Annotated in this window: 23 protein-coding genes and 1 pseudogene; 10 read left to right on the top strand and 14 right to left on the bottom strand. The window is 66.2% G+C overall.

Features of this window, described 5'->3' with window-relative positions; genetic code table 11:
• Window positions 1-78: 78 nt before the first annotated feature.
• The 5 genes and pseudogenes from sbcD to ACVOMH_RS09045 all read left to right on the top strand — a co-directional run bounded on the left by sbcD (window position 79) and on the right by ACVOMH_RS09045 (window position 7,798).
• Window positions 79-1,305: an exonuclease subunit SbcD gene (gene sbcD, locus ACVOMH_RS09065; RefSeq protein WP_481551727.1), complete on the top strand. Its 1,227-nt coding sequence runs from the start codon at window positions 79-81 to the stop codon at window positions 1,303-1,305.
• On the top strand, window positions 1,302-4,718 hold the full coding sequence (locus ACVOMH_RS09060) for an AAA family ATPase (protein ID WP_481551726.1): 3,417 nt from the start codon (window positions 1,302-1,304) through the stop codon (window positions 4,716-4,718). The genes sbcD and ACVOMH_RS09060 overlap by 4 nt, the downstream gene beginning before the upstream one ends.
• 1,061 nt (window positions 4,719-5,779) lie before the next feature.
• Window positions 5,780-6,721 carry a hypothetical protein gene (locus ACVOMH_RS09055; RefSeq protein ID WP_481551725.1) on the top strand — a complete coding sequence of 314 codons (942 nt, stop codon included), beginning with the start codon at window positions 5,780-5,782 and terminating at the stop codon, window positions 6,719-6,721.
• A 19-nt stretch (window positions 6,722-6,740) separates the two neighbouring features.
• Window positions 6,741-6,797, top strand: a pseudogene (locus ACVOMH_RS09050) (SEC-C metal-binding domain-containing protein); the annotation flags it as partial.
• Window positions 6,798-6,973: 176 nt separating this feature from the next.
• Window positions 6,974-7,798 (top strand): DUF4365 domain-containing protein, encoded by an 825-nt coding sequence (locus ACVOMH_RS09045; RefSeq protein ID WP_481551724.1) that lies wholly within the window; start codon window positions 6,974-6,976, stop codon window positions 7,796-7,798.
• A gap of 388 nt (window positions 7,799-8,186) precedes the next feature.
• Here the strand turns inward: ACVOMH_RS09045 and ACVOMH_RS09040 are convergent, their stop codons facing one another.
• The gene (locus ACVOMH_RS09040) at window positions 8,187-8,321 is read right to left on the bottom strand and encodes a hypothetical protein (protein WP_481524210.1); all 135 of its coding nucleotides are present in this window, start codon (window positions 8,319-8,321) and stop codon (window positions 8,187-8,189) included.
• Here ACVOMH_RS09040 and chrA point away from each other — a divergent pair.
• Window positions 8,301-9,893: a chromate efflux transporter gene (chrA, locus tag ACVOMH_RS09035; RefSeq protein WP_481551723.1), complete on the top strand. Its 1,593-nt coding sequence runs from the start codon at window positions 8,301-8,303 to the stop codon at window positions 9,891-9,893. The two genes, ACVOMH_RS09040 and chrA, sit on opposite strands and share 21 nt — an antisense overlap.
• A gap of 447 nt (window positions 9,894-10,340) precedes the next feature.
• Here the strand turns inward: chrA and ACVOMH_RS09030 are convergent, their stop codons facing one another.
• From ACVOMH_RS09030 to asnS, 13 genes are all read right to left on the bottom strand, one after another.
• Window positions 10,341-12,401 carry a TonB-dependent copper receptor gene (locus ACVOMH_RS09030; RefSeq protein ID WP_481551722.1) on the bottom strand — a complete coding sequence of 687 codons (2,061 nt, stop codon included), beginning with the start codon at window positions 12,399-12,401 and terminating at the stop codon, window positions 10,341-10,343.
• Window positions 12,402-12,463: 62 nt separating this feature from the next.
• A complete protein-coding gene (locus ACVOMH_RS09025) occupies window positions 12,464-12,865 on the bottom strand; it encodes a DUF2946 family protein (protein WP_481551721.1) in 402 nt (133 codons plus the stop codon).
• Between the two features lie 161 nt (window positions 12,866-13,026).
• Entirely contained in the window at window positions 13,027-13,500 is a 474-nt protein-coding gene (locus tag ACVOMH_RS09020; protein WP_054658206.1) for an SRPBCC family protein, read from the bottom strand.
• A gap of 74 nt (window positions 13,501-13,574) precedes the next feature.
• Window positions 13,575-14,261, bottom strand: a complete 687-nt coding sequence (locus ACVOMH_RS09015) for a DUF2461 domain-containing protein (protein ID WP_481551720.1) — start codon at window positions 14,259-14,261, stop codon at window positions 13,575-13,577.
• Complete coding sequence (gene sbcB / locus ACVOMH_RS09010; RefSeq protein WP_481551719.1) at window positions 14,258-15,700, bottom strand: exodeoxyribonuclease I; 1,443 nt, start codon at window positions 15,698-15,700, stop codon at window positions 14,258-14,260. The genes ACVOMH_RS09015 and sbcB overlap by 4 nt, the downstream gene beginning before the upstream one ends.
• 84 nt (window positions 15,701-15,784) lie before the next feature.
• Window positions 15,785-17,155, bottom strand: a complete 1,371-nt coding sequence (locus tag ACVOMH_RS09005) for an FAD-dependent oxidoreductase (RefSeq protein ID WP_057506164.1) — start codon at window positions 17,153-17,155, stop codon at window positions 15,785-15,787.
• Window positions 17,156-17,174: 19 nt separating this feature from the next.
• The gene (gene kynU / locus ACVOMH_RS09000) at window positions 17,175-18,449 is read right to left on the bottom strand and encodes a kynureninase (protein ID WP_481551718.1); all 1,275 of its coding nucleotides are present in this window, start codon (window positions 18,447-18,449) and stop codon (window positions 17,175-17,177) included.
• Between the two features lie 142 nt (window positions 18,450-18,591).
• Window positions 18,592-19,119: a 3-hydroxyanthranilate 3,4-dioxygenase gene (locus ACVOMH_RS08995; protein ID WP_054658597.1), complete on the bottom strand. Its 528-nt coding sequence runs from the start codon at window positions 19,117-19,119 to the stop codon at window positions 18,592-18,594.
• 73 nt (window positions 19,120-19,192) lie between these two features.
• Window positions 19,193-19,855, bottom strand: a complete 663-nt coding sequence (gene can / locus ACVOMH_RS08990; RefSeq protein ID WP_054658601.1) for a carbonate dehydratase — start codon at window positions 19,853-19,855, stop codon at window positions 19,193-19,195.
• An 85-nt stretch (window positions 19,856-19,940) separates the two neighbouring features.
• Entirely contained in the window at window positions 19,941-20,579 is a 639-nt protein-coding gene (locus ACVOMH_RS08985; RefSeq protein WP_481551717.1) for an FMN-binding negative transcriptional regulator, read from the bottom strand.
• A gap of 8 nt (window positions 20,580-20,587) precedes the next feature.
• Window positions 20,588-20,902, bottom strand: coding sequence for a hypothetical protein (locus ACVOMH_RS08980; protein WP_054658593.1), 315 nt, complete (start codon window positions 20,900-20,902; stop codon window positions 20,588-20,590).
• A complete protein-coding gene (locus tag ACVOMH_RS08975) occupies window positions 20,899-21,204 on the bottom strand; it encodes a hypothetical protein (protein ID WP_054658591.1) in 306 nt (101 codons plus the stop codon). The genes ACVOMH_RS08980 and ACVOMH_RS08975 overlap by 4 nt, the downstream gene beginning before the upstream one ends.
• Window positions 21,205-21,228: 24 nt before the next feature.
• A complete protein-coding gene (asnS, locus tag ACVOMH_RS08970; RefSeq protein WP_054658589.1) occupies window positions 21,229-22,623 on the bottom strand; it encodes an asparagine--tRNA ligase in 1,395 nt (464 codons plus the stop codon).
• Window positions 22,624-22,773: 150 nt separating this feature from the next.
• Between asnS and ACVOMH_RS08965 the strand changes: the two genes are divergently transcribed.
• From ACVOMH_RS08965 to rplI, 4 genes are all read left to right on the top strand, one after another.
• Entirely contained in the window at window positions 22,774-23,112 is a 339-nt protein-coding gene (locus ACVOMH_RS08965; protein ID WP_481523931.1) for a HesB/IscA family protein, read from the top strand.
• 208 nt (window positions 23,113-23,320) lie between these two features.
• Window positions 23,321-23,752 (top strand): 30S ribosomal protein S6, encoded by a 432-nt coding sequence (gene rpsF / locus ACVOMH_RS08960; protein ID WP_054658585.1) that lies wholly within the window; start codon window positions 23,321-23,323, stop codon window positions 23,750-23,752.
• 11 nt (window positions 23,753-23,763) lie between these two features.
• Window positions 23,764-23,994, top strand: a complete 231-nt coding sequence (rpsR, locus tag ACVOMH_RS08955) for a 30S ribosomal protein S18 (protein WP_002804494.1) — start codon at window positions 23,764-23,766, stop codon at window positions 23,992-23,994.
• Window positions 23,995-24,151: 157 nt separating this feature from the next.
• Window positions 24,152-24,601 (top strand): 50S ribosomal protein L9, encoded by a 450-nt coding sequence (gene rplI, locus ACVOMH_RS08950; RefSeq protein ID WP_054658583.1) that lies wholly within the window; start codon window positions 24,152-24,154, stop codon window positions 24,599-24,601.
• Window positions 24,602-24,624 lie beyond the last annotated feature (23 nt).

Raw genomic sequence — 24,624 nt, 5'->3', positions numbered from 1 at the left:
CCGGCGGTGCACACTTGCCGCTCTTCGCCACAGCGGATGCGCTCCGCACCATCCACCTGCTTCCGGAAACCGCCCCACATGCGCCTGCTGCACACCTCCGATCTCCACCTGGGCCAGAACTTCCTCGGCCAGTCGCGCGAAGCCGAACATGCGGCGTTTCTGGACTGGCTGATCGGGCAGGTGCGTGAGCACCAGGTCGATGCGGTGCTGGTGGCCGGCGACGTGTTCGATACCGGCACCCCGCCCAGCTACGCGCGCGAGCAGTACAACCAGTTCATCGTCGCGCTGCGCGACAGCGGGGCACGGCTGGTGGTGCTGGGCGGCAACCACGATTCGCCGGCGATGCTGTCCGAGTCGCGCGGGTTGCTGGCGCGGCTGGACACGCTGGTGGTGCCCACGCTGATGGCCGAGCCGGGCGAGCATGTCCATCGCATTCCCGGTCGCGCTGGCGCGCCGGGCATGATCCTGTGCGCGGTGCCCTTCATCCGCGCCCGCGATGTGGCGCGCAGCGAGGCCGGGCAGAGCGCCGATGACAAGCGCGGCGCGATGATGGAGGGCATCGCCGCGCATTACGCGCGCATCCATGCCGCCGCCGTGGCGATGCGCGAGGCCGAAGCCGCGCCGCTGCCGATCGTGGCCACCGGCCACCTCACCACGGTCGGGGCCAGCACCAGCGATTCGGTGCGCGAGATCTATGTCGGTTCGCTCAACGCCTTTCCCACCAGCGCGTTTCCGCCGGCCGCGTATATCGCGCTGGGCCATATCCACCAGCCGCAGAAGGTCGGCGGGCTGGAGCACATCCGCTACAGCGGCTCGCCGATTCCGCTGAGTTTCGACGAGGTCGGGCAGGCCAAGCAGGTGCTGCTGGTGGAGCTGGATGGCGAACAGCTGCAGTCGGTGACGCCATTGCCGGTGCCGCGTTTCCGGGTGCTGGCACGGGTGGCCGGCACCCTGGCCGGCCTGCCGCAGCAACTGGCGGACGTGGCGGCACAGGTTCCCTCCGGGCAGCGGGGCTGGGTCGAGGTCACCGTGGAGATCGACGACTACCTGCCCGATCTGCAAAGCCGTATCGCCGCACTGGTCGAAGCGTTGCCGCTGGAGGTGCTGCGTATCCGCCGCAAGCGCAGCAGCGTCACCGCGGTGATCGAGGCGGACGCCGGCCAGCATCTGGATGAACTGCAGCCGCGCGAGGTGTTCGCGCAGCGGCTGGCGCAGGAGCACGAGCTTCCGGAGGAACGGGTGGTCGAGCTGCATGCCTGTTTCGAGCAGGTGCTGGCCGATATCGAAGGCGGGGAGCCGGCATGAAAATCCTCTCGCTGCGGCTGAAGAACCTCAATTCGCTCAAGGGCGAAACCCATATCGATTTCACCGCGCCGGCCTTTGCCGATGGTCTGTTCGCCATCACCGGGCCGACCGGTGCCGGCAAGACCACGCTGCTGGACGCGATCTGCCTGGCGCTGTTCCATCGCACCCCGCGCATGGCCACCCTCTCGGCCGCGCACAACCCGCTGATGACCGAGCACACCGCCGACTGCCTGGCCGAGGTCGAGTTCGAGAGCCGTGGCCAGCGCTACCGCGCGTTCTGGGCGCAGCGGCGTGCGCGCGACAAGGTTGATGGCCGCCTGCAGGCGCCGCAGGTGGAGCTGGCGCTGGCCGACGGCCGCATCATCACCACCTCGATCAAGGAGAAGCTGGAGGAGACCGAGGCCCGCACCGGGCTGGATTTCGACCGCTTCACCCGCTCGGTGCTGCTGGCGCAGGGCCAGTTCGCCGACTTCCTCAACAGCTCCGACAAGGACCGCGCCGAGCTGCTGGAGCAGCTCACCGGGACCGATATCTACAGCGACATCTCCCAGCGCGTGTACCAGCAGACCGAGCAGCGCAAGCGCGAGGTGGAGCAGTTGCAGGCCCGTGCCGGCGGCGTGCAGCTGCTGCCGGAACCCGAGCGCGCGGCGCTGCAGGAACAGGCAGAGCAGTTGGCCGCGCAGTTGCCGCCGTTGCTGGCCGCGCAGCAGCACAGCCGCGAGGCGCTGGCCTGGCGGCAGGAGCTGGATCGTGTGCAGGCGCAGTTGCGCGCGGCCGACGCGGACACGGGCGCCGCGCAGCAGGCACTGGAGGAGGCCGCGCCGGCGCGCGAGCGCCTGCAGCGCGCGCAGCCGGCCGAAGGCGCATGGCCGGCGTACAGCCACTGGCAGCAGGCGCAACGGGCGCTGGCCGAGGCAGGCGTGGGTAGCGAACAGGCGCGGCAGCGGCACGCCGGACACCGCGAACTGGAGCGGAATGGCCTGTGGCAATGCCTGCAGCTGGCGCGGCACAGCGTGCAGGCCAGCAACGAGGCGTTGCACCGCGACCAGCAGCGGTTTGACCAGCTGCAGGCGATCCAGACCGGTGTTGCCGCCCATGCGCAGCTCGGCGAACAGCTGCCGGGCTGGCGCGCCGGATTCATCCAGTTGCAGGCGGCCAGCCAGCAGCAGACACAGGCCCAGCAGGCGCTGGGCGACGCCGCGGGAAAACACGCCCAGGCGCGGGCGCAGCTGCAGGCCGGCGAGGCCGAGCGGGCAGGGCTGGCGAGCGCACTGGAACAGGCCATCGCCCAGCGGGACACGCAGGCCGGACAGTTCAACGCCGCCAGCACCGGCACCAGCCTGGACGCGCTGCGCGCCTCGCGCGACCAGCTGCGTGAGCGCTATGGCGGCTTGCGTGATCTTTCGCCGCTGGCCGAGCAACGGCAGATGCTGCGTGCGCAGATCCGCGACGAACAGGCACAGCTGCAGCAGCTGCAGGCCGCCCTGGTCGATGACGAGCAGCAGCTGTCAGCGGCGCAGACCGCGCTGGTTGCGGCCAAGGCCACCTGGGACGATCGCCAGCGCATCGCCACACTGGAACGGCAGATCATGGATCTGGCCTGGCATCGCGCCGCACTGGAAGACGGGCAGGCCTGCCCGCTGTGTGGCGCCACCGAACACCCGGCCATCGAGCAGTACCGGCAGCTGGACCCCAGCGCCGCGCAGGCCGCCGCCAGCGCCGCCGAACAGCAGCACCGGCAGGCCTACGAACACCAGCAGCGCTGTGAGCTGCAGCGTGCGACACGGCAAGCGGAACTGACCCGGGTTGGACAACAGCTGCAGGCCTTGAACGTGCAGTACCTCGCGCTCGGCAACGCGTGGGCGGCGCGTTGTGCGCAGCTGCAGCTGGCGCTCGGCGAAGGCGATGAACAGACCGCCCTGCAGGCCGAGCTGGACGCCACCCGTGCCGCAGGCACGCAGCTCAGCGAGCAGGTTGCCCGGCTCGAACAGCTGCAGACCGCGCTGCAGGCCGCGCAGCAGCACTGCAACGAACAGCAACTGGCGCTGGATCGGCACGACACCCGACTGCTGGGCCTGCGCGAGGCGCTGGCGTTGGCTGCCGGCCGCGAGCAGGAGTCGCGCGAGCACCACGCGGCGGCGGTCGACGAGAGCGAGCGTCTGCGCGAGCGGTTGTCGGCCGATCTGCCCGGAGGCGAGCTGCCGGCCGATAGCGGCGCATGGCTGCAGCAGCGCGAACAGGAGTGGACGCAATGGCGTCAGCGCGAGGCGGAACTGCAGCAGTTGCAGCAGCTGCTGGTGCAACGCCGCAGTGATGCCGGGCAGGCGGACGCGCAGGGCCGTCACTGGCAGCAGCGCTGGGACGACAGCGGTCATGCCGCCGCGCCGGGGCCGGCGCTGGCGGCGGTGGCCGAACCCGCTGCCGCGCTGCGCCAGGCCATCGCCGCACTGGAACAGGTGCAGCAACAGCTGCAGCGGTCCGCCGCCGAAGCGCATGCCGCCGAGGTGCTGCTGGAGAGCCGAACGCAGGATCTGCGTCAGGCCGAAACCCGGCTCGATGCAGCGCTGCGCGAACACGGCTTCGCCAACGTCGAAGCACTGCTGGCCGCCCGTCTGCCGCCCGAGCAGCGCGCATCGCTGCAGGCACAGCAGGAGGCGCTGGCGCAGGCACTGGCCGATGCCCGCAGCCGTGCGGCGCAGTTGCGCGAGCGCGAGCAGGAGCTGCAGGCCAGCCGGCGCAGCGATGCCGATGCCGAACAGCTGCAGCGGCAGGCACAGGAAAGCGAGGCGGCGGTGGCGAAGGCACGTGACCAGGCCACACAGCTGCGCACCCGGCTGGAGCTCGATCAGGCCCAGCGCAGTGGCCTGCAGGCGCTGCAGGCGCAGATCGCCGAGGCCGGCGCGCGGCTGGAGCAATGGCAGCACCTCAACGGCCTGATCGGCTCGGCGCAGGGCGACAAGTTCCGCACCTTCGCCCAGGGGCTGACCCTGGACCAGCTGGTGCGGCTGGCCAACCAGCACCTGCAGCGGCTCGACGGCGGTCGCTACCTGCTGGCCCGCGCCGGCACCGGCTTGGCCCTGAGCGTGCTCGATACCTGGCAGGCCGATGCCCGCCGCGACACCCGCACCCTGTCCGGTGGCGAGAGCTTCCTGGTCAGCCTTGCGCTGGCGCTGGGCCTGTCGGATCTGGTCAGCCACAAGACCCGTATCGATTCGTTCTTCCTTGACGAAGGCTTTGGCAGCCTCGACCCGGATTCGCTGGATGTCGCCCTGGACGCACTGGACAGCCTCAACGCCCAAGGCAAGCTGATCGGCGTCATCAGCCACGTCGATGCCGTCAAGGAACGCATCCCGGTGCAGATCCAGGTACGCAAGACCCGCGGACTGGGGCACAGCACGGTGCTGAGCCCGTGAGGGTGGGGCGTCGCGCAGGTAGATAGCGGCCTGATGGTAGGCAGATCATGGGCAGATGGCGGGCAGGTCGCCCCGCTTTCCGGGACCGGAGCCCGGCGCTCCGGGCAAAAAGCTCGGGACTCCGAGCAGATTGCTCAATCGTCGGGGCAAAAAGCCCGGCGGCCTGAGCAAATAGCTCCGTGCACCGAGCAAAAAGCCCGGGACTACGAGCAAATTGCTCCATCGTCCGAGCAAAATGCTCGGCGTTCCGGTCTCAGGTACCCGGCGGCCCGAGCAAAAAGCTCGGGGCTCCGAGCAAATTGCTCCATCAACCGAGCAAAAAGCCCGGCGCTCCGAGCTCAGGTACTCGGCGGCCCGGGCGAACAGCTCCGCACGCCGAGCAAAAAGCTCGGGGACTCCGGGCAAATTGCTTCGTCGTCCGAGCAAAAAGCCCGGCGTTCCGAGCTCAGGTACTCAGCGACCCGAGCAAACAGCTCCGCACGCCGAGCAAAAAGCTCGGGACTCCGGGCAGATTGCTCCGTCGTCCGGGCAAAAAGCCCGGTGTTCCGAGCTCAGGTACCCGGCGGCCCGAGCAAACAGCTCCGTGCACCGAGCAAAAAGCTCGGGGACTCCGAGCAGATTGCTTCGTCGTCCGGGCAAAAAGGCCAACGCTCCGATTTCAGGAGCTTGGCGGCCCGAGAAAATTTCTCGGTCGTCCGGGCAAATAGCTCCACGATGGGTGGCAAAACTTTGGCCGGCTGCGGTGTTGCCATTCCCCTGCCTCGCGAAACAGACAAAAATTATTAGTTTGTTGGGTCAGGCGGCCTGTGACCCCAGTCAACTAAAGTCGGCTATCGGCCACTAGCAGTCGAAGAAGTGTCTCGCTCGATTTTTAGAGACGATCTGGCGCGGCTTAGTGAAGTCTCCGCGCTGTTGCTGATTACGAAGGAACCTCTAGACCGGTCTTGGGCAGCGGCAGCAGCCGGTGCTTCGTTTCCTACGCCTTGCAGCAAGCTCTCTCTCGCTTATAGTTATTAAGACCACCCATGAGATATGGACCGATGGGAAGAGCGAAGGATCTGATGTTCGATACCCCTTGGGCTGACGTATCAAATTTGCCTGAAGAAGCGCACTCCGAGCCCGATGGCGAGGCCTTTGAGCCTGACGACCGTTGGCTTAAGCGCGCTCAAGCACATGAGCAGGAGACAGCGGTGTTCGCATGGTGGTACAGCCGATACTGCGACCCGGCCCACGAAACACCCTATAACGGACGGGAAGGGGGATATCTTTTCATCCATGGAGGTCCTTTCGATCCAGCGGACGTGCTGTGGGATAGGTTTGGGGGAACAGCTCTGGACGAGGTGGTTGAGAAGGTCGTCGACGAGCTTCATGCGGAGCTGGGCGACGCTTGGGCGCCGCTGCGGTGGAGGAACCCGTATGAGTACGACGAGGACTATGACGTTATCGTCTCATCGGACGAGGCTGGCCCGCGATCACGCTTGACTAGCGCGGTAGTACAAGGACTGAAGCTTCAGTCGCTTACAGGAGACAGTTCGACCAAGGAACTCCTTAATCGCCTCGCGTTTGCTTATCTGTTCTCCGCCTTTGAGACGTACCTGTGGGAAACGATGGTCTACTGGCTAGAGGAAGACGAGAACGCTGCTACCCGCATCCTGGATCGACTACCTGAGTTCGCTAACAAGGAACTCAAAGGAAAGGACGCTCGTGCGTTTGTAGAAAATGCGAAGGAGAACATCAAGGGTTATATGCAGCGGATACCGTGGCATCGTTGGTCGGATGTACGACCGTTGATGCAGATAGGGCTGGATGTGAAGGTTCCCGAATTCGCGGCCTTCAAGGAGGATCTTAGGATCAGGCACGACATCGTCCACAGGAATGGAACGACCAAGGAAGGTGAGCCAGTGGTGATTTCGGAGCAAGCACTCCTCGATTTCGGCGCGCGAGTCAACGCTTATGCTGAGGAGTTAGAGCTAAAACTGAGCAGCAAGTACGACGATTTCTGAAGGAGACCGCCATTTCTAGAATGACCCTTGCCCTTGCGGCAGCGAAAAGAAATCGAAGAAGTACTGCGCGCGATGATCCACCGCTACCCGTGCCATCTGCGTCCTACAGTGCTATCGAGCGTTGATCAAACTATGCATGTTCGCTTTGTCCAGGCATAGCCAATGGCTCGGATCCTTCTCTGAGCTAAGCGGCAAGCTTGGGTTCAACAGCGATTACTATGCTCAGACTTTCGCTCTCATCCAGGAGTTCTCGTGGCACTTCCTCAGCGTACGGAAACGCATCGGATCGATACCCGTGCAGTGAGAGCTCTCTTGCAACACCTGCCTGACGACTGGCTGGTCCGCAGCCTTGAAGAACGCGACTACGGTGTGGATTTGCAGATTGAGCTCTTCAAGGGCGATGTCCCGACCGGTCGCATTGCATTGATCCAAGTGAAAGGCAAGGGTGAATCGTTCGGCGAGAGCGAGGTATCGCTCAGCGGTTTCCCGACAAAAACGGTTGAATACGCTTCGCTGTTTTCCGCGCCGTTCTTCGTCTTCCACACTTCCGTCGCTGACAATCTGACGTGCTTCGTCTGGCTTCAAAAGTACGCCGACACGAAGCTGGTTGACACGACGCCCGATTGGCGCAGCCAAGACAGCGTTACCCTCTACTTTCCTTCGACGAACCGGTTGGACTCGAACGCAGAGAAAATCGAGAAAATTCTCACTCTCCACGCCCTGCGAAAGGATTGCTTCGCCTTTGTCGGGTGCTGCGAGTGGCTTGACCGCCATATCGAGGAGGTGCTGCGCGGCAACATGGGCGCTCTTCAGCCCGCACTTAATCAGCTTGACCGAATCAGGCAGCTGGACCCCGATTTTCACGGTTGCTACTTGGTGACTGCAGCTGACCTCGATTTGAATAAGATGCGGGACAGTCTCCAAGCACTTCAATACCACCCCGAGGATGAAGCGGAATTAGCAGTCATTGAACGCCAGAGGGAGTACATGAATGCGGCGAAAGGGGCCGTCCTAGACCAAGACGACATCGATGCCTTCGTTGTCCAGCACGGCTCCACGGATGCTCACCCTTACTAGACGGGCGTTTGCCACGTTCAATAGATCGTTTTAAGCGCACCTCATGCGGCGCTAAGGCGGCTATCTAGAGCGCCCGGCTCTAAAAGTCGCCGGTCCGGATCAACGCGCACCAGCGCGTCCCCTAGCCTGCGTGACCTTTAGGACGCTTGGCTGCAGATGACTCTAGATCGCGATGCATATCAGTATGCGCAACCGACCATTGGCGTGGCTCAGTCTCTACCGCGCTCTCTAGGTGGAGGGGTCGACGGTCCCACGCTTTGCGGGCCCGTGCATTGGTGACGACGTCCGCTTTGGGTCGAAAACAGCCGGCTCTATATCTGCGCGACATGTCGATAAGAGCGATCATACGGCCCGACATTCAAACTCGAACATCTGGCGAGCAGTTATCTCAGTGACGCCCCGGCGAGCGGGCTTCAGCCCAGCGCCGCTGCAACACCAGCGTTTCGGCCCAGGCCTGGCCGCAGAAGCCGAGGTGTTCGCTGTGCGGGTCCCAGCCGAGGTGGTGGAATTCCAGCACGGTCATCGGTTCGCCCTCGTGTGGCAGGCCGCGCCAGGCGCGGGGGCTGGTGCGGCGGGAGAGGTCGAAGCGGATCCCGCTGCAAGGCCCGGCGGAGACCGGGCTCTGATTGGCGTGGCTGATTCACTTGTGTCCCGGTGGTGGGGGCTTCCGGCTCGGCAGGCTGGCTGGAATTCATCAACCGGCATCGCACGGCCGGGCAAAGACGCCGGGCGGGTACGGCCAGCGCCGCCTGGTCTGGTGGAACCGGCGCTCGCTGTTGAAGGCGGTGGGTGCCGGGGCGTTGCCGAAGGCGGGCCGTCTTCAACCGGAGAGGCGCTGGTAGCATTGCGCAACGCAAGTGGCCTGTGCGAGACGCCGTTGTCCAACACTTCCCCCCAGACTCCACCGTCACCGGGCAGCGCAGGCGAGGTTTTCCGCATCTTTCTGCGGCTGGGGCTGACCTCGTTTGGCGGTCCTATTGCCCATCTGGCTTATTTCCGCGAGGAATTCGTCAGGTTGCGTGGCTGGCTGGATGACGCCCACTTCGCACAATTGCTGTCCGTGTGCCAGTTTCTGCCGGGACCGGCCAGCAGTCAGATGTGCTTCGCGATCGGCCTGTTCCGTGGCGGCTGGGCGGGGGCGCTGGCCGCCTTCGTGGCGTTCACCCTGCCGTCGGCTCTGCTGATGTTCGGCTTCGCGCTGATAGCGCCCCATGTCGGGCAAGGCGTGGGGACCGCCGCAGTGCACGGCCTGAAGCTGGTTGCCGTGGTTGTGGTCGCACACGGTCTGCTGGGCATGATCCGGCAACTGGCCCCGGATGCGCCGCGAGTCCTCATCGCTGCGGGGGCGGCCGTGCTGATCGTGTCCACCGGAAGTGCATGGGCACAACTGGGCGCCATAGCCCTGGGCGCCATGCTGGGATGGTGCTTCTGCCGGCAGGTGAATGCCCCCCTGTCTGCCGCTTTCCCGGTGCGCTATGGCCGCCGCGGTGGCGTCGCGTTTCTGCTCGTCTTCCTGGCCGGCCTGGCGGGCGCGTTGATGTGGCCTGCCGCCGACGCCCCAACCGCAGCGGCGTTGGCTGCCGCGTTCTACAAGGCCGGGGCACTGGTCTTCGGCGGTGGTCACGTCGTGCTTTCCCTGCTGCAGCCGGCGGTGGTCGACACCGGTTGGGTGCATCCGGACACCTTCCTTGCCGGCTACGGAGCGGCGCAGGCGATGCCCGGGCCGATGTTCTCCCTGGCGGCCTTTGTGGGCGCCGAAGTGCCGGTGGGCTGGCCCGCCGCAGCCAGCGCGACGCTTGCGCTGCTGGCCGTGTTTCTGCCCGGCATCCTCCTGTTGCTGGCGGTGTTGCCGCTATGGGAGCACCTGGCGCGGCGCCGTTGGGCCACCCGTGGCATAGCCGGTATCAATGCCGCGGTGGTCGGGCTGCTCATCGCGGCGTTCTACACCCCGGTCTGGACCGAAGGCGTACATGGCGTGGCCGATTTCGTCATCGCGCTGATCGGATTTGCCCTGCTGACCACCCGGCGGGTTTCGGCGCTATGGATCGTGGCGTGGTGCGTGGCAGCGTCCATCGTGGCGCGTCTGCTCAGCTAGCGATCCTGGCCGAGGCGCTGCCGGTCGCTGGCGGTTTCCGGCCAAGGCTGTCTGAGGCCCGCGCCGCTGGCCGGATATCCGCACCACGGCGGCAAAGCCTAAAGCGCTCCGCCGCGCGTGCTGATCGGGGTGGGGTGGCCCAACCTGCAGTCGGCCACGCCACCCACGCTCCGCATTCACCGCCATCTGAGCTGCGTGGCGTCCAGCCGGCCGTCAGGCGCAACCCCACCTCATGTTGATCCTGATGGCGTCGGCGCTCCACACCAGGGCCGGCTTGCGCAAGGACAACGGCCATGCCCTCGTATCGGCCCGGCAGGCAGGGTGGGCGTCATACCCCCGCCTTGCGTGACTTGGCGGCAGCGGGTCGGTGAGCTCAACCCGTGGGCGGACCTGATGGCCACGTCCACGGACACGGGTGCCTGCCGTCCAGGCAGGCCCCCGCTCCAGTCAGTAGTCCACGTTGAGCTTCACCCACGCGGAACGGCCAGGCTCGTTGAACCTCAGCGGATCGGCCGGATAGCCGAAGTCGGCACTGCCCGACAGATTCAGGTGTTCGCTGTAGGCCCGGTCGAACAGATTGTCGACACCGGCGGTCAGCTGCACGCGGTCGGTGAAGCGATAGCCACCATTGAGCGCCAGCGTCGCAAACCCCGCACTGGGACCGATATCGCGTCCGACCACCGTGCCCTGGTTGAGCGCCACGCGTGTCTGCCTGGACACGGCGCGAACCAGGACGCCGGCATTCCAGCGCCGGTTGTCGTAGCCGGCGCTCAGGCGGGCCTCCAGTGGCGGCATCTGCGGCAATGCATCACCCGAGGCACGGTTCTCGCCCCAGGCGTAGGCCAGCGTGCCGCCCAGCTTCCAGTGGGGTGCGGGGCGGAACTCGACACCGGCCTCGCCGCCGCGGATGTCCGCATCCACGTTGGCGGCCGAGGACATCATTCCCATCATTCCGCCCTCCATGTACGCGAAGAGGATGTAGTCCTGGATGCGGCCGGCATACGCCGATATCCACGCATCGAACGTCGGGGCACGGTACTGCAGGCCGACATCCAGCTGCGTGGTCTTTTCCGGGCGGATGCCGGCAAAGGCATTCACCGCGCCCATCGGCCCCCGGTCGGGCGAGAACAGCTCCCAGTAGTCGGGCATGCGCGCGGTGTGGCCAAGGCCGGCGTACCAGGTCCCACGCGTGGAGGTGGTGTCCTGTTCGAACCGCATGAAGGCGGCCGGCAACGTCTCCTTGCGGCGGAGGCCGGCGGTGGGATTGGGCCTACCCATCATCCCTGCGACCGTCCGCTTGTCGGTCACTTCGGCGCGGTCCGCGCGGGCGCCCGACACCAGACGCCGGGCAGCGGAGAGCGTCCATGTCGCCTCGGCAAACAGACCTGCGTTCTGGAAATTCGCATCGGTCACCCACGGCATCGCGAGGTGGGCGTTGCGTCCCATGCCGCCGCGTTCGCGGTGCCGGCTCTGTTGCCCATCGATGCCCGCTGTCAGCTCCAGTCCCCCGGTTGCCCAGGTCCAGGCGTTGCGTCCGCCCAGAGTCCTGCGGTCCACCTGGGCGACCATCGGCATCGGCATCGAGCTCATCGGGTTGGGCGTGCGCAGGGTGTAGTTGTCCATCACGTGGTCGGCATAGTTGGCGAACACACTGGCTTCCACGCGCTCCAGGCTGCCGGGCAGGTTGGACTTCTCGAACCGCAGGCTGTAGCTCTGGCGCTTGAACTGCGCGCCGTCCATGCCCCGCCCGGCGTAGCGGGCGCTGCCGTCGCCGACACCGGCATTGAACTCCAGCAGCGTGTCAGCGTCGGGCGTCCAGCCCAGAGCGAGGTCGGTGTTCCACTTCTTCCATGACGAGGGCACGACGTCGCCGGAACCGTCCCTGTAGTCGTCCGACTCGGAACGGTTGGCGCTGAGCCGGGCATAGCCCACCGGCATACCCGCGGTGGCATCGAGCACCTGGTCGTTGCGGCCGAACGAACCACCGAGCAGGCTTCCGGTCAGATCGATACCGGGGGTGTCGAAGCGCGGGGTCCGCCGTTCAAAGCGCACCGTGCCCGCGGACGCGCCCGGCCCCCAGCGCACCGTCTGCGGTCCTTTGATGACGACCAGCCTGTCGTAGGTCTCGGGCGAGACGTAGGACATCGGATTGTCCATGCGGGCCGGGCACGCCCCCGGCATGCTGCCATCGTTGGTCAGCAGGTTCAGCCGTGAACCGAACATGCCGCGCAATACCGGATCGCCATTGGTGCCGCCGTTGCGCACGGCACTGAAGCCGGGAATGGTTTTCAGGTAGTCGGCGCCATCACTGGCGGGCACCGGCTGGCGTGGCAGTTTCGGGTCTGTTTCATAGGTCAGTGGGGAGACGGGGGACGCGGTCACGACCACGGCCTCAAAATCGACCGGATCAGGCGCGGCGGCCTGTACACCGAACGGGGAGGCCAGGGCCGAGGCAATGGCAAGGGACAGCCACGACGCGCGCGGCGCCGGGCGGACTGGATGGGACATGGGAACTCCAAAACACAAGTGAGGCGACACCCGGGGCGTCGCGCAGGAATACCGCTTGTGGATCAGAGGAGGACGGGAGGACCCCGGCTGCCCAGGCCGCGCAGGTTCTGCCACAGGCGCAGCGGCGGATCAGGCTGCCCCGTCAGCCGGGCAGCCGCAGCACGCGGCAGCACCAAGCCCAGGAACAGGATGACCGGCAGGAGCAGATCGACCAGACGGCAATAGGAACAGTCCTCTCCCATCACCGCATGGGGACCCTCGGAAAACGGCGTCTGCGAGGAGGATGGCGCGCCGGTGTCTACCCAGTGCATGCCGGTGGAGGTGCAAAGTTCCGTCCAGCCGGGCAGTACCTGCGGCCCGGTACCGGACAACACCCTGCTGGCCGACGGCGCGAGCGCCATCAGCAGCCCGGCGAGCAAGCCAAGCCGGCCGATAAATCGGAACAGGGTGGATGAACGGTTCACATGGAAAGTCTAGTCCAGTGCCCGCAGCCGATTCACCGGCGCCGGCCGCATCCGACCCCGAAAGAGCGCTATGTCATTGATATGAAAGCGTGCGACCAAGTGTCGCAGGCACCGGCGCGGTCATGCGGTGCCCACTTCCGGGACCCGCGGCAGGGGGCAGCTCAGTGATGGCCCGGGGTGCGGGCTTCGGCCCAGCGGCGCAGCAGGACCAGGGTTTCGGCCCAGGCCTGGCTGCAGAAGCCGAGGTATTCGCTGTGCGGGTCCCAGCCGAGGTGGTGGAACTCCAGCACGGTCATCGGTTCGCCTTCGTGGGGCAGGCCGCGCCAGGCGCCGGGGCTGGCGCGGCGGGAGAGCTCGAAACGGATCTCGGTACCGGACCAGGCCGAGGCGGGGCTCTGGCGGGGGTGGTGGCTGATCACCTCCCAGCGCACCCGTTGCCCGGGGAGGGTCTCCAGCACCTTCATCGCGACCACGCCATGACCGCCGCCGGGGTTGTGGCTGAGGAGGGTGTCCCCGTCGATCACCGATTGCTGGTGTGCGATCCACCACTGGCCCAGTCCCTCGGCGGTGGCCAGTCCGGCGTAGACGGTGGACAGGGGGGCATCGATCCAGAGCTGGTGATGGATGGCGGTCATGGCGGCATCCTCCTGTCGGGTGATACCGGCAAGCGTGCCGCAAACTGCGGCAGGTGGCGTGAAGCCGGTTCCGCTCAGAACTCCAGATCCAGCGCAGCGCACAGGTAATCGATGAACGGTGCCAGCGTGGCGTAGTCCTTGACCAGGGTCTGGCGCAGCTGCGGGCTGCACATCTGGGCATCGGTCAGCCGGCGCGAATACACCCAGTTGCGCTGTTTCAGATCTTCGATGTGCGGGTGGTCGGCCGGGTAGCCGCGCGGCGGCCGCTGCAGCTTCTCGTCGGTTTCCATCGCAAAGCGGCGGACGATGGCCGGATCGCGCACGGCGCGTTCCCAGCTGGCCGGGTTGTCGAAAATGAACTGCCGCACCTTGCGCATGCTTTCCGGCTCCGGGTGCCACAGGCCGCCGCCGAGGAAGCAGTTGTCCGGCTGCAGGTGCAGGTAGAACAGCGGCACGATCTGCAGGCGGCGGCGCTCGTGATAGAAGCGCGCGCCCTGCCAGGTCTTGTAAGGCGATTTGTCGTGGGAGAAGCGCGCGTCGCGCTGGATGCGGTACAGCGATCCGCCCACGGTGCGCGGATCGGCGCGGAAATGCGGGCTGATCGCCTCGATATCCGGCTGCAGGTCGGCGATCAGGCGCAGGAACGGCTGGCGCACGTGCGCTTCGTACTGCGCCTTGTGGTCGTTGAACCAGGTCTTGTCGTTGTGCGCGGCCAGCCCACGCAGGAATTTGAAACTGGCATCGGAAAAATAGGCGGTCATAGCGATTGCTGCAGGTGCTGGCCCCAGTGCTGCAGATGTTCCAGCAGGGCGAGTTGCTCGGGGTGGTCGTGGTATTCGGCGTGCAGCTGCTCGATCTGCGCGAAGTACTGCGGCAGGGTCTGCTCGCCCAGGCGGGCGGCTTCATCGAACAGGCGCAGGCGGCGGTAGTCGTCCCAACGGGCGCGGTCCTCACCGTGCAGCGTCTGCGGGTGGTTGCGGGCGCGATAGCGGAACAGCAGCTCGGGCAGGCGCGGGTCGCGGAAGCGGCCTTCCAGTTCGGCCAGCGCTTCGGGCGGAGCGGTGCGCACTTTTGGCATCAGCGCCTTGTCGCCCTCGGCCAGGAAGCCGTCGTAGAGCGAGGCGTCGGCATCGACCGGGCCGGCCGCGCGCTCGCCGGCGAACACGCAGCGCACCTTCTCGGCCAGTTCCGGGCCGAGCGCGCGCAGCTGTTCGACCTTGGCCGCGATGGCGGCCGGATCGATAGCCAGGCGCTCGAAGTCGGGCGCGCGCAGGTGGTTCCAGGCCACCAGCGCCGGCACCTTGTTCAGATGCACTTCCTTCAACGGCACCCGCTGCTGGCCCTCCGGCAGATCGGCGGCGCGGGTATACAGGCGCGCGGCGATCTCCTCGGCCGACAGGTCCAGCAGCTGCTGCACGTCGCCTTCCAGATCGAACACGATCACGCGGTTGCTGATGTGCGGATGGCGGGTCAGTGGCAGCACCGGGGCGGCGCACAGCCGGCTGGCCGGGTAGCGCATGGAGATGTGCAGCACCGGCGTCATCGCCACCACGTCCAGCAGGCTGCCGACGAAGCGCTTGTCGCGCAGCTTCAGCGCGTAGTCCCACATGCGCGGCTGGGCCTGTTTGAAGCGGCGCGCCATGCCGATGGTGGCGTAGACGTCGGACAGCGCCTCGTGCGCGTCGCCTTCGCGGACATCGTTGGCGATGGCCAGGTGTTCGAGCTTGAACGAGGTGGCGCCATCCTCGCGCTGCGGCCACTGGATGCCCTCCGGGCGCAGTGCGTGCACCAGCCGCAGCATGTCCAGCAGGTCCCAGCGAGAGTTGCCGCCGCGCCACTCGCGCTCGTAGGGATCAAAGAAGTTGCGGAACAGCCCGTAGCGGACGAACTCGTCGTCAAAGCGCAACGTGTTGTAGCCCAGCGTGCAGGTCTGCGGCCGTGCCATCAGGTCGCTGATCCGGGCGAAGGCCTCGGCCTCGCTGACGCCTTCGGCCAGGGCATGCTGCGGGGTGATGCCGGTGATCAGCGTGGCGATGGGCGAGGGCAGCAGGTCGTCGGCCGGCTTGACGTAGAAGCTGACCGGCTCGTCGACCACTTCCAGCTCGGCGTTGGTGCGCACCGCCGCGAACTGGGCGATGCGGGTACGGCGCGGGTCCTGGCCGAAGGTTTCGAGATCGTAGAAGAGGAAAGTGTCGGGCATGGGGGTCTTTACCGGCGGCTAGTGGCGCGCGTCAGCCGTGGTGACGGCATCGTTCATCCGCGTGCGGAACGGTGCAGGGGGCCATCAGTGCGCCCCTGCCAGTACCGGCAGCTGCGCGTGGACGATCCGCTCCAGTGCGGCCCAGTCCATCCGCGCCAGCGTGGTGTGGCCGGCGGTGGCCTCGGCCAGGATGCGCTGCTGGATGCGGGTGCGTTCCAGCGCCACGGCATAGGGCGTGTGCAGGAAGGTGACCATCGTGTAATGCGGCACGAAGCGGGTGGGCCAGCGCGCCTGCAGCGCCTGTTCCAGTTCGCGTTGCAGCAGGAAGGCAGGATCGGCCACCTGGTCGCGCATCTCGATGTAGTTGTCCAGCGCCATCTGCTGGATCGCCGCGGCATTGGGCTTGCGTTCGCGCTCGAACAGGGCGAAGGCCTGTGCGGGATCGGCGTTGGCGGCCAGCGCGTCGGCCAGGAACACGCAGTCCTCGAACGCGCAGTTCATACCCTGGCCGTGGAACGGCACCATGGCATGGGCCGCATCGCCGATCAGCACCGCTTTGCCGCCCTGATGCCAGCGATCCAGGTACAGGGTGCCCAGCAGGCCGGGCGGGTGCTGTTCCCAGTCGCGGCGCAGATCCGGAATCAGCGGCACCGCGTCGGCGAACTCGCGCTCGAACAACGCCTGCGCCTCGGCGCCGCTGCGCACGTTGGCGAAGCTGGGCTCACCGTCGTTGGGCAGGAACAGGGTGACGGTGAAGGTGCCTTCGTCATTGGGCAGGGCGATGCACATATAGCGTCCGCGCGGCCAGATATGCAGCGCATTGGCTTCGATCTGGAAGCGGCCGTCGGCATGCGGCGGGATTTCCAGCTCCTTATAGGAGTGGTCGAGGAACTCGGTGCGCTCGCCCAGCGGCGACTTGCGGTTCATCGCCGCACGCAGCGCCGAGCCGGCGCCATCGGCGCCGACCAGCGGTGTGTCGAAGTGGGTGTCGTGCGGTGAATCGTCGCGGTCGTCGATAAAGCGGGCGTAGCCGGCATCGAAATCCACGGTGTGCAGGCGACGGTGGAAGTGGAACCGCGCGCCGGCCGCTTCGGCCAGCTGCAGCAGGGTGACGTTCAGTTCGGCACGGTGTACCGACCAGATCACCTCGCTGTCATCACGGCCGTAGCGCTGCAACTCCGGCGTGCCGTGACGCGGATGCACCATGCGTCCACGCATCATCACCGCCTTGGCCATGACCGCCTCTTCCACGCCAGCCTGGCGCAGCGCATTACGGCCGCGTTCGGCCAATGCCAGGTTGATCGAGCGACCGGACTCGTAGTCGGCGATGCGCGGATCGCCACGGCGCTCGTACACGGTGATGCGCCAGCCCTGGCGGGCCAGCAGGATGGCGAGCAGGGAGCCGGCCAGACCGGCGCCGATGATGGTGAGGCCGCGTGGGGCGGTAGTGGTCAAGTCGTGGGGTTCCGTCGGGTCATACACCGGCCCAGGTTTCCACTTCTTCGATGAAGCGGTAGACATCGCGGTAGCGGTTGTACATCGGGGTGGGCGAGATGCGGATCACGTCCGGCTCGCGCCAGTCGCCGAGCACGCCGACCGACTGCAGGTACTCGAACAGCGAGCGGCCCTGTTCGCGTCCGCCGGCCACGCGCAGCGACAGCTGGCAGCCGCGACGCTCCGGCTCGGTCGGGGTGATGATCTGCAGCACGCCGTACAGACGCGCGCGCACCATCGTTTCCAGATAGCCGGTGAGCTTGAGCGACTTCTCACGCAGGGCCGGCATGCCGGCCTCGTCGAACAGCGCCAGCGAGGCGCGCAGCGGCGCCAGCCCCAGCACGGGCGGGTTGCTCAGCTGCCAGCCTTCGGCGCCGACTTCGGGGACGAACTCCGGTGCCATCTGGAAGCGCGTGGCCTGCTCATGGCCCCACCAGCCGGCAAAGCGCGGCAGCGAGGTGTCGCGCGCGTGGCGTTCGTGCACGAAGGCGCCGGCGACCGCGCCGGGGCCGGCGTTGAGGTACTTGTAGTGGCACCACACGGCGAAATCCGGGGCGATGTCATGCAGCGCCAGCGGCACGTTGCCGACCGAATGGGCCAGGTCGAAGCCGACATTGGCGCCGTGCGCGCGCGCCAGCCGGGTGATCGCGGCCAGATCGAACACCTGTCCGCTGCGGTACTGCACACCGGGCCACAGCACCAGCGCCACGCGGCGGCCGTGTTCGCCCAGCGCCCGCTCGATGGCCTGCATCGAGATCGTGCCGTTGGGCTCGTCCGGCTGCACTTCGATCAGATCGGTGGCCGGATTGAAACCGTGGAAACGGATCTGCGCCTCGACCGCATGACGGTCGGTGGGGAACGCACCGGCTTCCATCAGGATCGCAGGGCGCTCACGGGTGGGGCGGTAGAAGCTGACCATCATCAGATGCAGGTTCACGCTCAGCGTGTTCATCGCGACCACTTCGCCGGGCTGTGCGCCCACCACGCGCGCGAGCGAATCGCGCACCAGACGGTGATACCCCATCCAGTGCGTGGGACCGGTGAAATGGCCTTCCACCGCGATGCTGGACCACAGGTCCATCACTTCCTGCACCATCGCCTTGGCGCCCTTGGGCTGCAAGCCCAGCGAGTTGCCGACGAAGTAGGTCTGGTCGGCGGACTGGTGCTGCGGAATCAGGAACTGGCTGCGCAGGTGGCGCAGCGGATCGGCGGCATCCAGGGCGGTGGCGTGGGCCGGGGACAGGGTTTCGTTCATCGGTACGCAGGTGGCGAGAATGAGCCCGAAGTGTACCTGTCCCGGCACGGTTGCCGGTTGCCTGTTGCGGATGCCGGCAGTGGCGCGGCAGATGGTGCCGGGCGATGGCCGGGGCGCCGTGCGAACCGCACGGAAGGTGCGCTCAGATTTCGGGCGAGGCCGGTGCCGGCAACGGATGCACGGTGCCGCAGCGCTGGCAGCTGCGGTGTTCCAGCGAGGAATGGAACCGGTCGAACACCTTGGGCAGGTCGGTCTCAATGTTCTTCAGATGGAAGAACTCCTCATAGAGCTTGTGGTTGCAGTGCGGGCAGAACCACATGAAGCCGTCGAGCTCGTGGTCCAGACGCTTGCGCTCGACCACCAGGCCGATCGAGCCGGGCATGCGCTGCGGCGAGTGCGGCACCCGCGGTGGCAGCAGGAAGATCTCGCCGGCGCGGATGGGGATCTCCCGCACCGCGCCGTCTTCCTGCACGCGCAGCACCATCTCGCCCTCGAGCTGGTAGAACCACTCCGGGCCTTCATCCCAGTGGTAGTCGCTGCGGCTGTTGGGGCCGCCGACCACCATCACGATGAAATCGCCGTTCTCGATCATCTTGTTGCCCACCGGCGGCTTCAGCAGGTGGCGATGCTCGTCGATCCAGGCGTGCAGATTGAGGGGGAGTGGCAGCATGCGGGGGGAGCCTGTGGCGGGAAACGGGCCTGCCCCTGCCGCGGCATCAGCGGCCACAGCAGGGGTTGGGAGGTCAGTGGCGTTTGCCCTTGCGCGGCACGAACGACAGGGCCCTCTCGTAGGCCGGCTGCAGATCTTCCGGGGCGCCCACGTCGATGCCCATCTCGCTGACCCGGCCGTCGCGCAGACTGTAGACCCAGCCGTGCACCATCAGCTTCTGGCCGCGCGCCCAGGCGTCCTGGACGATGGTCGAGCGGCAGGCGTTGACCACCTGCTCGATCACGTTCAACTCGCACAGGCGCGCATGGCGCAGGTCCGGGTCGTCGATCTGCGAGAGGATATCGTCATGCTTCTGCGCGACATCGCCGACATGGCGCAGCCAGTTGTCGGCCAGGCCGACGCGCACCTGGTTCAGTGCCGCGTGCACGCCGCCGCAACCGTAATGGCCAACGATCAGGATGTGCTTGATCTTCAGCTGGTCCACCGCGTACTGGATCACGCTCAGGCAGTTCAGGTCGGTATGCACCACCACGTTGGCGACGTTGCGGTGTACGAAGATCTCACCCGGCGCCATGCCGATGATCTGGTTGGCCGGCACGCGTGAATCGGAGCAGCCGATCCACAGGTATTCGGGGTTCTGCTGTTTGGACAGCTGCTGGAAGAATTCCGGATCTTCGCGTTCGATCCGGTCGGCCCAATCACTGTTGTTCTGCAGCAGTTTGCGGATGTCTTTCATGGTCATGCTTCCCTTGCGATCTGGAGGGGGAGGGCGTCGCCGTCATGGAAACGGCGGCGTCGCGGGAAATGGAGGCTGCGCCGCGTCATTGTGGCGTGTCGCGCGATGCGCGGTGGAGCGCCATCCAGCCGGCCAGCTCCTGTGCGCGTGGCGTGGACAGCGCCTGCAGCGCGTGTATCACGGCCTGCTGGTTGGCGGGTGGATGGTTCTGGCCCAGTTTCAGTTTGAGCTGGACCTGCTCGACCACGAAGCGGAATCCGACGATGCCGCGCACTTGACGGCGGTGGTCTTCGCGCTGTGGCTCGAACCGCCACTGCTGGCCCACGTCCGCCTCAAAGTGGTCGCTGAGATCGACCAGCAGCGCGGCAAGCGCGTCTTCATCGGTGAAGGGGTGCAGTTGCCCGCGCAGCTCGGCCGCCGCGTAGTTCCAGGTCGGAACGCGCGCGGCGCTTTCCTTGTCCGGATACCAGCTGGCCGAGACATAGCCGTGCGGCCCGTCCACCAGGACTTTGGCGGGGGTGCGTTGCCGGGCTTGCGGATTGGGACGCGCCCAGTGCCCGCGCAGCTCGATCTGCTGGTCCTGGCGCCGATACAGCACCGGCAGCCGGGTCAGCTCGGGCAGGCCGTCTTCGCCGGTGGTGAGCAGCGTCACGAACGGGTCGCGTGCCAGCAGCCGGTCCAGCCACTGCAGATCCGTCTCGGCGAAAGCGGCCGGAGTGAACATCCGTGGGGTCAGGCCCGCATGCCAAGCAGCTGGACCATGCGGCCCTGCAACGCGTCGTCATTGTCCGCGTGCGGTGGCTGGATCTCGTGCAGCGAGAAGCCGCGCTGCAGTGCATCCTCCTCGTCGATGCCGTCAAAGGCGACAAACTCGGCATCGAGCAGCTGTGCGCGGGCGGTGTCCTCGCTGTCGTAGCTGAGCGTATTGCCGTCGCTGTCCAGCACCTCGGCGGTGCCGGCCGGACGGATGCGCAGGCGCGCCCAGATCAGGGTGTTGCCCAGTTGCGCCAGCCACCACTGGTCGGTCGCGTTGTCCGAATCGTTCATGTCATTACCTGGGAAAAAAGCCACAGCAGCAGCGCCATGCCCAGCCCGCCGAACATCACCAGCAGCGCGAGGCGCGCCGGGGCTGCCAGTCCGGACAGGGAACGGTCCGGGATGCGGGAGAAGTCGCGGGCCAGCAGCCAGCGCAGGCTGTCGGGTTTGAGGAAAGCGCCGGCGCCGAATTCGGTCGCCAGCGCCGGATGCCGGTCGCGGATATGGATCAGGGTCAGCGGCCAGAAGATCAGGAAGGCGCTGAAGCCGGCAATGGCCACGCCGATGAAGCACAACGCGAAGAACAAGGTCACCGCAGACGCCTCCCTGTCACTGGATCAGAACTCCGCCGAGCCCGGCGCGCGCGGGTAGGGGATCGCGTCGCGGATGTTGCTCAGGCCGCAGACGTACACCACCAGACGCTCGAAGCCCAGGCCGAAGCCGGCGTGCGGCACCGAGCCATAGCGGCGGAAATCGCGGTACCACTGGTAGTGCTCCGGATCCAGACCGAACTGCGCCATGCGCGCGTCGAGCACGTTCAGGCGCTCCTCGCGCTGGCTGCCGCCGATGATCTCGCCGATGCCCGGGGCCAGCACGTCCATCGCCGCGACGGTCTTGCCGTCATCGTTCAGGCGCATGTAGAAGGCCTTGAAGTGCTCGGGATAGTTGGTCACCACCACCGGGCGACCGACATGCTCCTCGGTCAGCCAGCGCTCGTGTTCGGTCTGCAGGTCCAGGCCCCATTCGACCGGGTAGTCGAACTTCTTGCCCGACTTCTGCAGCAGCGCGATCGCGTCGGTGTACTCGATGCGCTCGAACGGCGCGTTGACGAAGGCTTCCAGGCGGGTGATCGCGTCCTTCTGAACGCGCTCGGCGATGAAGGCCATGTCGTCGGCGCGCTCGTCGAGCACCGCGCGGAACAGGTACTTGAGGAACTCCTCGGCCACGCGCGCGTTCTCGGCCAGATCGGCGAAGGCGATCTCCGGCTCCACCATCCAGAACTCGGCCAGATGGCGGGTGGTGTGGCTGTTCTCGGCGCGGAAGGTCGGACCGAACGTGTAGACCTTGCTCAGGGCCAGCGCGTAGGCCTCGACGTTGAGCTGGCCGGACACGGTCAGGAAGGTCTCCTTGCCGAAGAAGTCGCGGCTGAAGTCGATCCCGCCGTCACCGGTGCGCGGCAGGTTGCTCATGTCCAGGGTGGAGACCCGGAACATCTGACCGGCGCCTTCGGCGTCGGAGGTGGTGATGATCGGGGTGCTGATCCAGTAGAAGCCGTTCTCGTGGAAGTAACGGTGCACGGCCTTGGACAGGCAGTCGCGGATGCGGGTGACGGCGCCGAACAGATTGGTGCGCGGACGCAGATGCGCCACTTCGCGCAGGAACTCCGGCGACATCGGCTTGGGCTGGATCGGGTAGGTCAGCGGATCTTCCACCCAGCCGACAATCTCCAGGCTCTGGCCCTGGATCTCGAAGCTCTGGCCCTTGCCCTGCGACTTCACCAGGGTGCCGGTGGCGATCACCGAGCAGCCCGGGGTCAGCTTCCTGATGTCCTCGAAGTTGGTCAGGGCATCGGTGGCCACGACCTGGATCGGAGCGAAGCCCGAGCCATCGCTGACGTTGACGAAGGCCAGTCCAGCCGAGCCGCGCACCGTGCGCACCCATCCCCGAACCGTGACTTCTCCGCCTTCCGGGAATTTCCCGGCAAGGGCGTGTGCAACGCTGACCACCGTCATGACTTGAATCCTCTGTTGATCGACTCGATCTGTGAATGCGAGATTTTAGCGGCTGTACTGCGGGCAGGCGAGGCATTTATCCACGCTTGCGGTCCGTGGCGGCCGCCCACACCTATAATCGGAACGTAATTCTGCTGGAGTCGTCCCATCATGGCTGTTCATCTGACCCCCGTCGCCCATTCCCGTGTACAGCGCTTTGTCGCCTCCACGCCGGGAGCACTGGGGCTGCGTTTCGGTGTGACCCGCACCGGTTGTTCGGGCTGGGGGCATGTCACCGATCTGGCCCGGGAGCAGCGCGAGGGCGATACCGTGTTCGAGCAGGACGGGGTCCGCATCTATGTCGACGCCGATAGCCTGGCACTGGTGGATGGCACCGAAATCGACTTCGGCAAGCAGGGGCTGAGCGAGACCTTCACCTTCAGGAATCCCAATGCCGCGGCTGAATGCGGGTGCGGCGAGAGCTTCACCACTGACGCCGACAAGGCCTGAGACCAGCATCGCCCGCGGTGTCCGGGGCCGTAGCAATGCCGGACGCGGGCGCCGCTTCCTGCGCCGGAGCGCTTTCCTTGCGGGCGCTGGCCGCAGCTGCCATAATTCGCGGCTTCCTGCGCCTCCTGGTGCAGGTTCCTTGCCCCACCTCGATTCAACGCGGGGGGCTGTCCGGCCCATACAGGCCACATCCGAAAGGTAGAAAAACATGAGTCGTCATTACGAAGTCGTGTTCCTGGTCCACCCGGACCAGAGCGAACAGGTTCCGGCCATGATCGAGCGCTACAAGGCGCTGGTCGAGAACGGCAACGGCACCATCCACCGTCTGGAAGACTGGGGCCGTCGTCAGCTGGCTTATCCGATCCAGAATCTGGTCAAGGCCCACTATGTTCTGATGAACATCGAAGCCGACCAGTCGGTTCTGAACGAACTGACCGAAAGCTTCCGCTTCAACGACGCCGTGCTGCGCAACCTGGTCATCAAGCGTGACGAGGCTGACACCGAGCAGTCGCTGATCATGAAGAGCAAGGACGAGAAGGGTGACAAGCCCGAGCGTGGCGAGCGTCGTCGTCGCGACGACGAAGAGGGTGCCACTTCCACCAATGAAGAAGCCGGCGAAGACGCCGCTTCTGCTGAATAAGGAGCGCCACCATGTCCAAGTTCTTCCGTCGCCGCAAGTTCTGCAAGTTCACGGCTGAAGGTGTGAAGGAGATCGATTACAAGGATCTCAACACCCTGCGCCAGTACCTGACCGAGAACGGCAAGATCGTGCCGAGCCGCGTCACCGGTACCAAGTCCAAGTACCAGCGCCAGCTGGCCACGGCCGTCAAGCGCGCCCGTTTCCTGGCCCTGATCCCGTATACGGACAACCACGACGTCTGATTCCGGATTTTCCGGTCTGATCTGCGCGGTTGCGCGCGGAAATCAAACGTAAAACGGATGACGGATGCCTCAGGGCATCCGTTTTCCCACCCGTCCTATTCGGACAGCAAGCGTTGCGGAGCCCTCTGGCGCCGCTAACGAATAACGGAGCACCATCATGAAGCTGATTCTTCTGCAGAAAGTGACCAACCTCGGCGGCCTGGGCGACCTGGTTGACGTGAAGCCGGGCTACGGCCGCAACTTCCTCGTGCCGCAGGGCAAGGCCGTGCCGGCCACCGAGGCCAACGTTGCCGAGTTCGAAGCCAAGCGTGCCGAGTACGAAGCCAAGGCCCAGGCCTCGCACGCCGGTGCACAGGCTCGCGCCGAGAAGCTGGAAGGCGCCAGTGTCACCATCGGTGCGCATGCTTCGACCGAAGGCAAGCTGTACGGCTCGGTCGGCCCGCGCGATATCGCCGAAGCCTTCACCGCTGCCGGCCTGGAGCTGAGCAAGAGCGAAGTGATCATGGGCGAAGGCGCCTTCCGTGCCGTGGGCCAGTACGACGTCACCGTCAAGCTGCACGCCGACGTGGAAGCCACCGTCAAGGTCATCGTCGAAGCCGACGCCTGATCTGCGCTGCCTATGTGCAAGAG

The organism is Stenotrophomonas sp. STEN013 (assembly GCF_056760355.1).
Note: the sequence above shows the minus strand (reverse complement) of the source record. Positions and strands in the feature narration are given on the sequence as shown.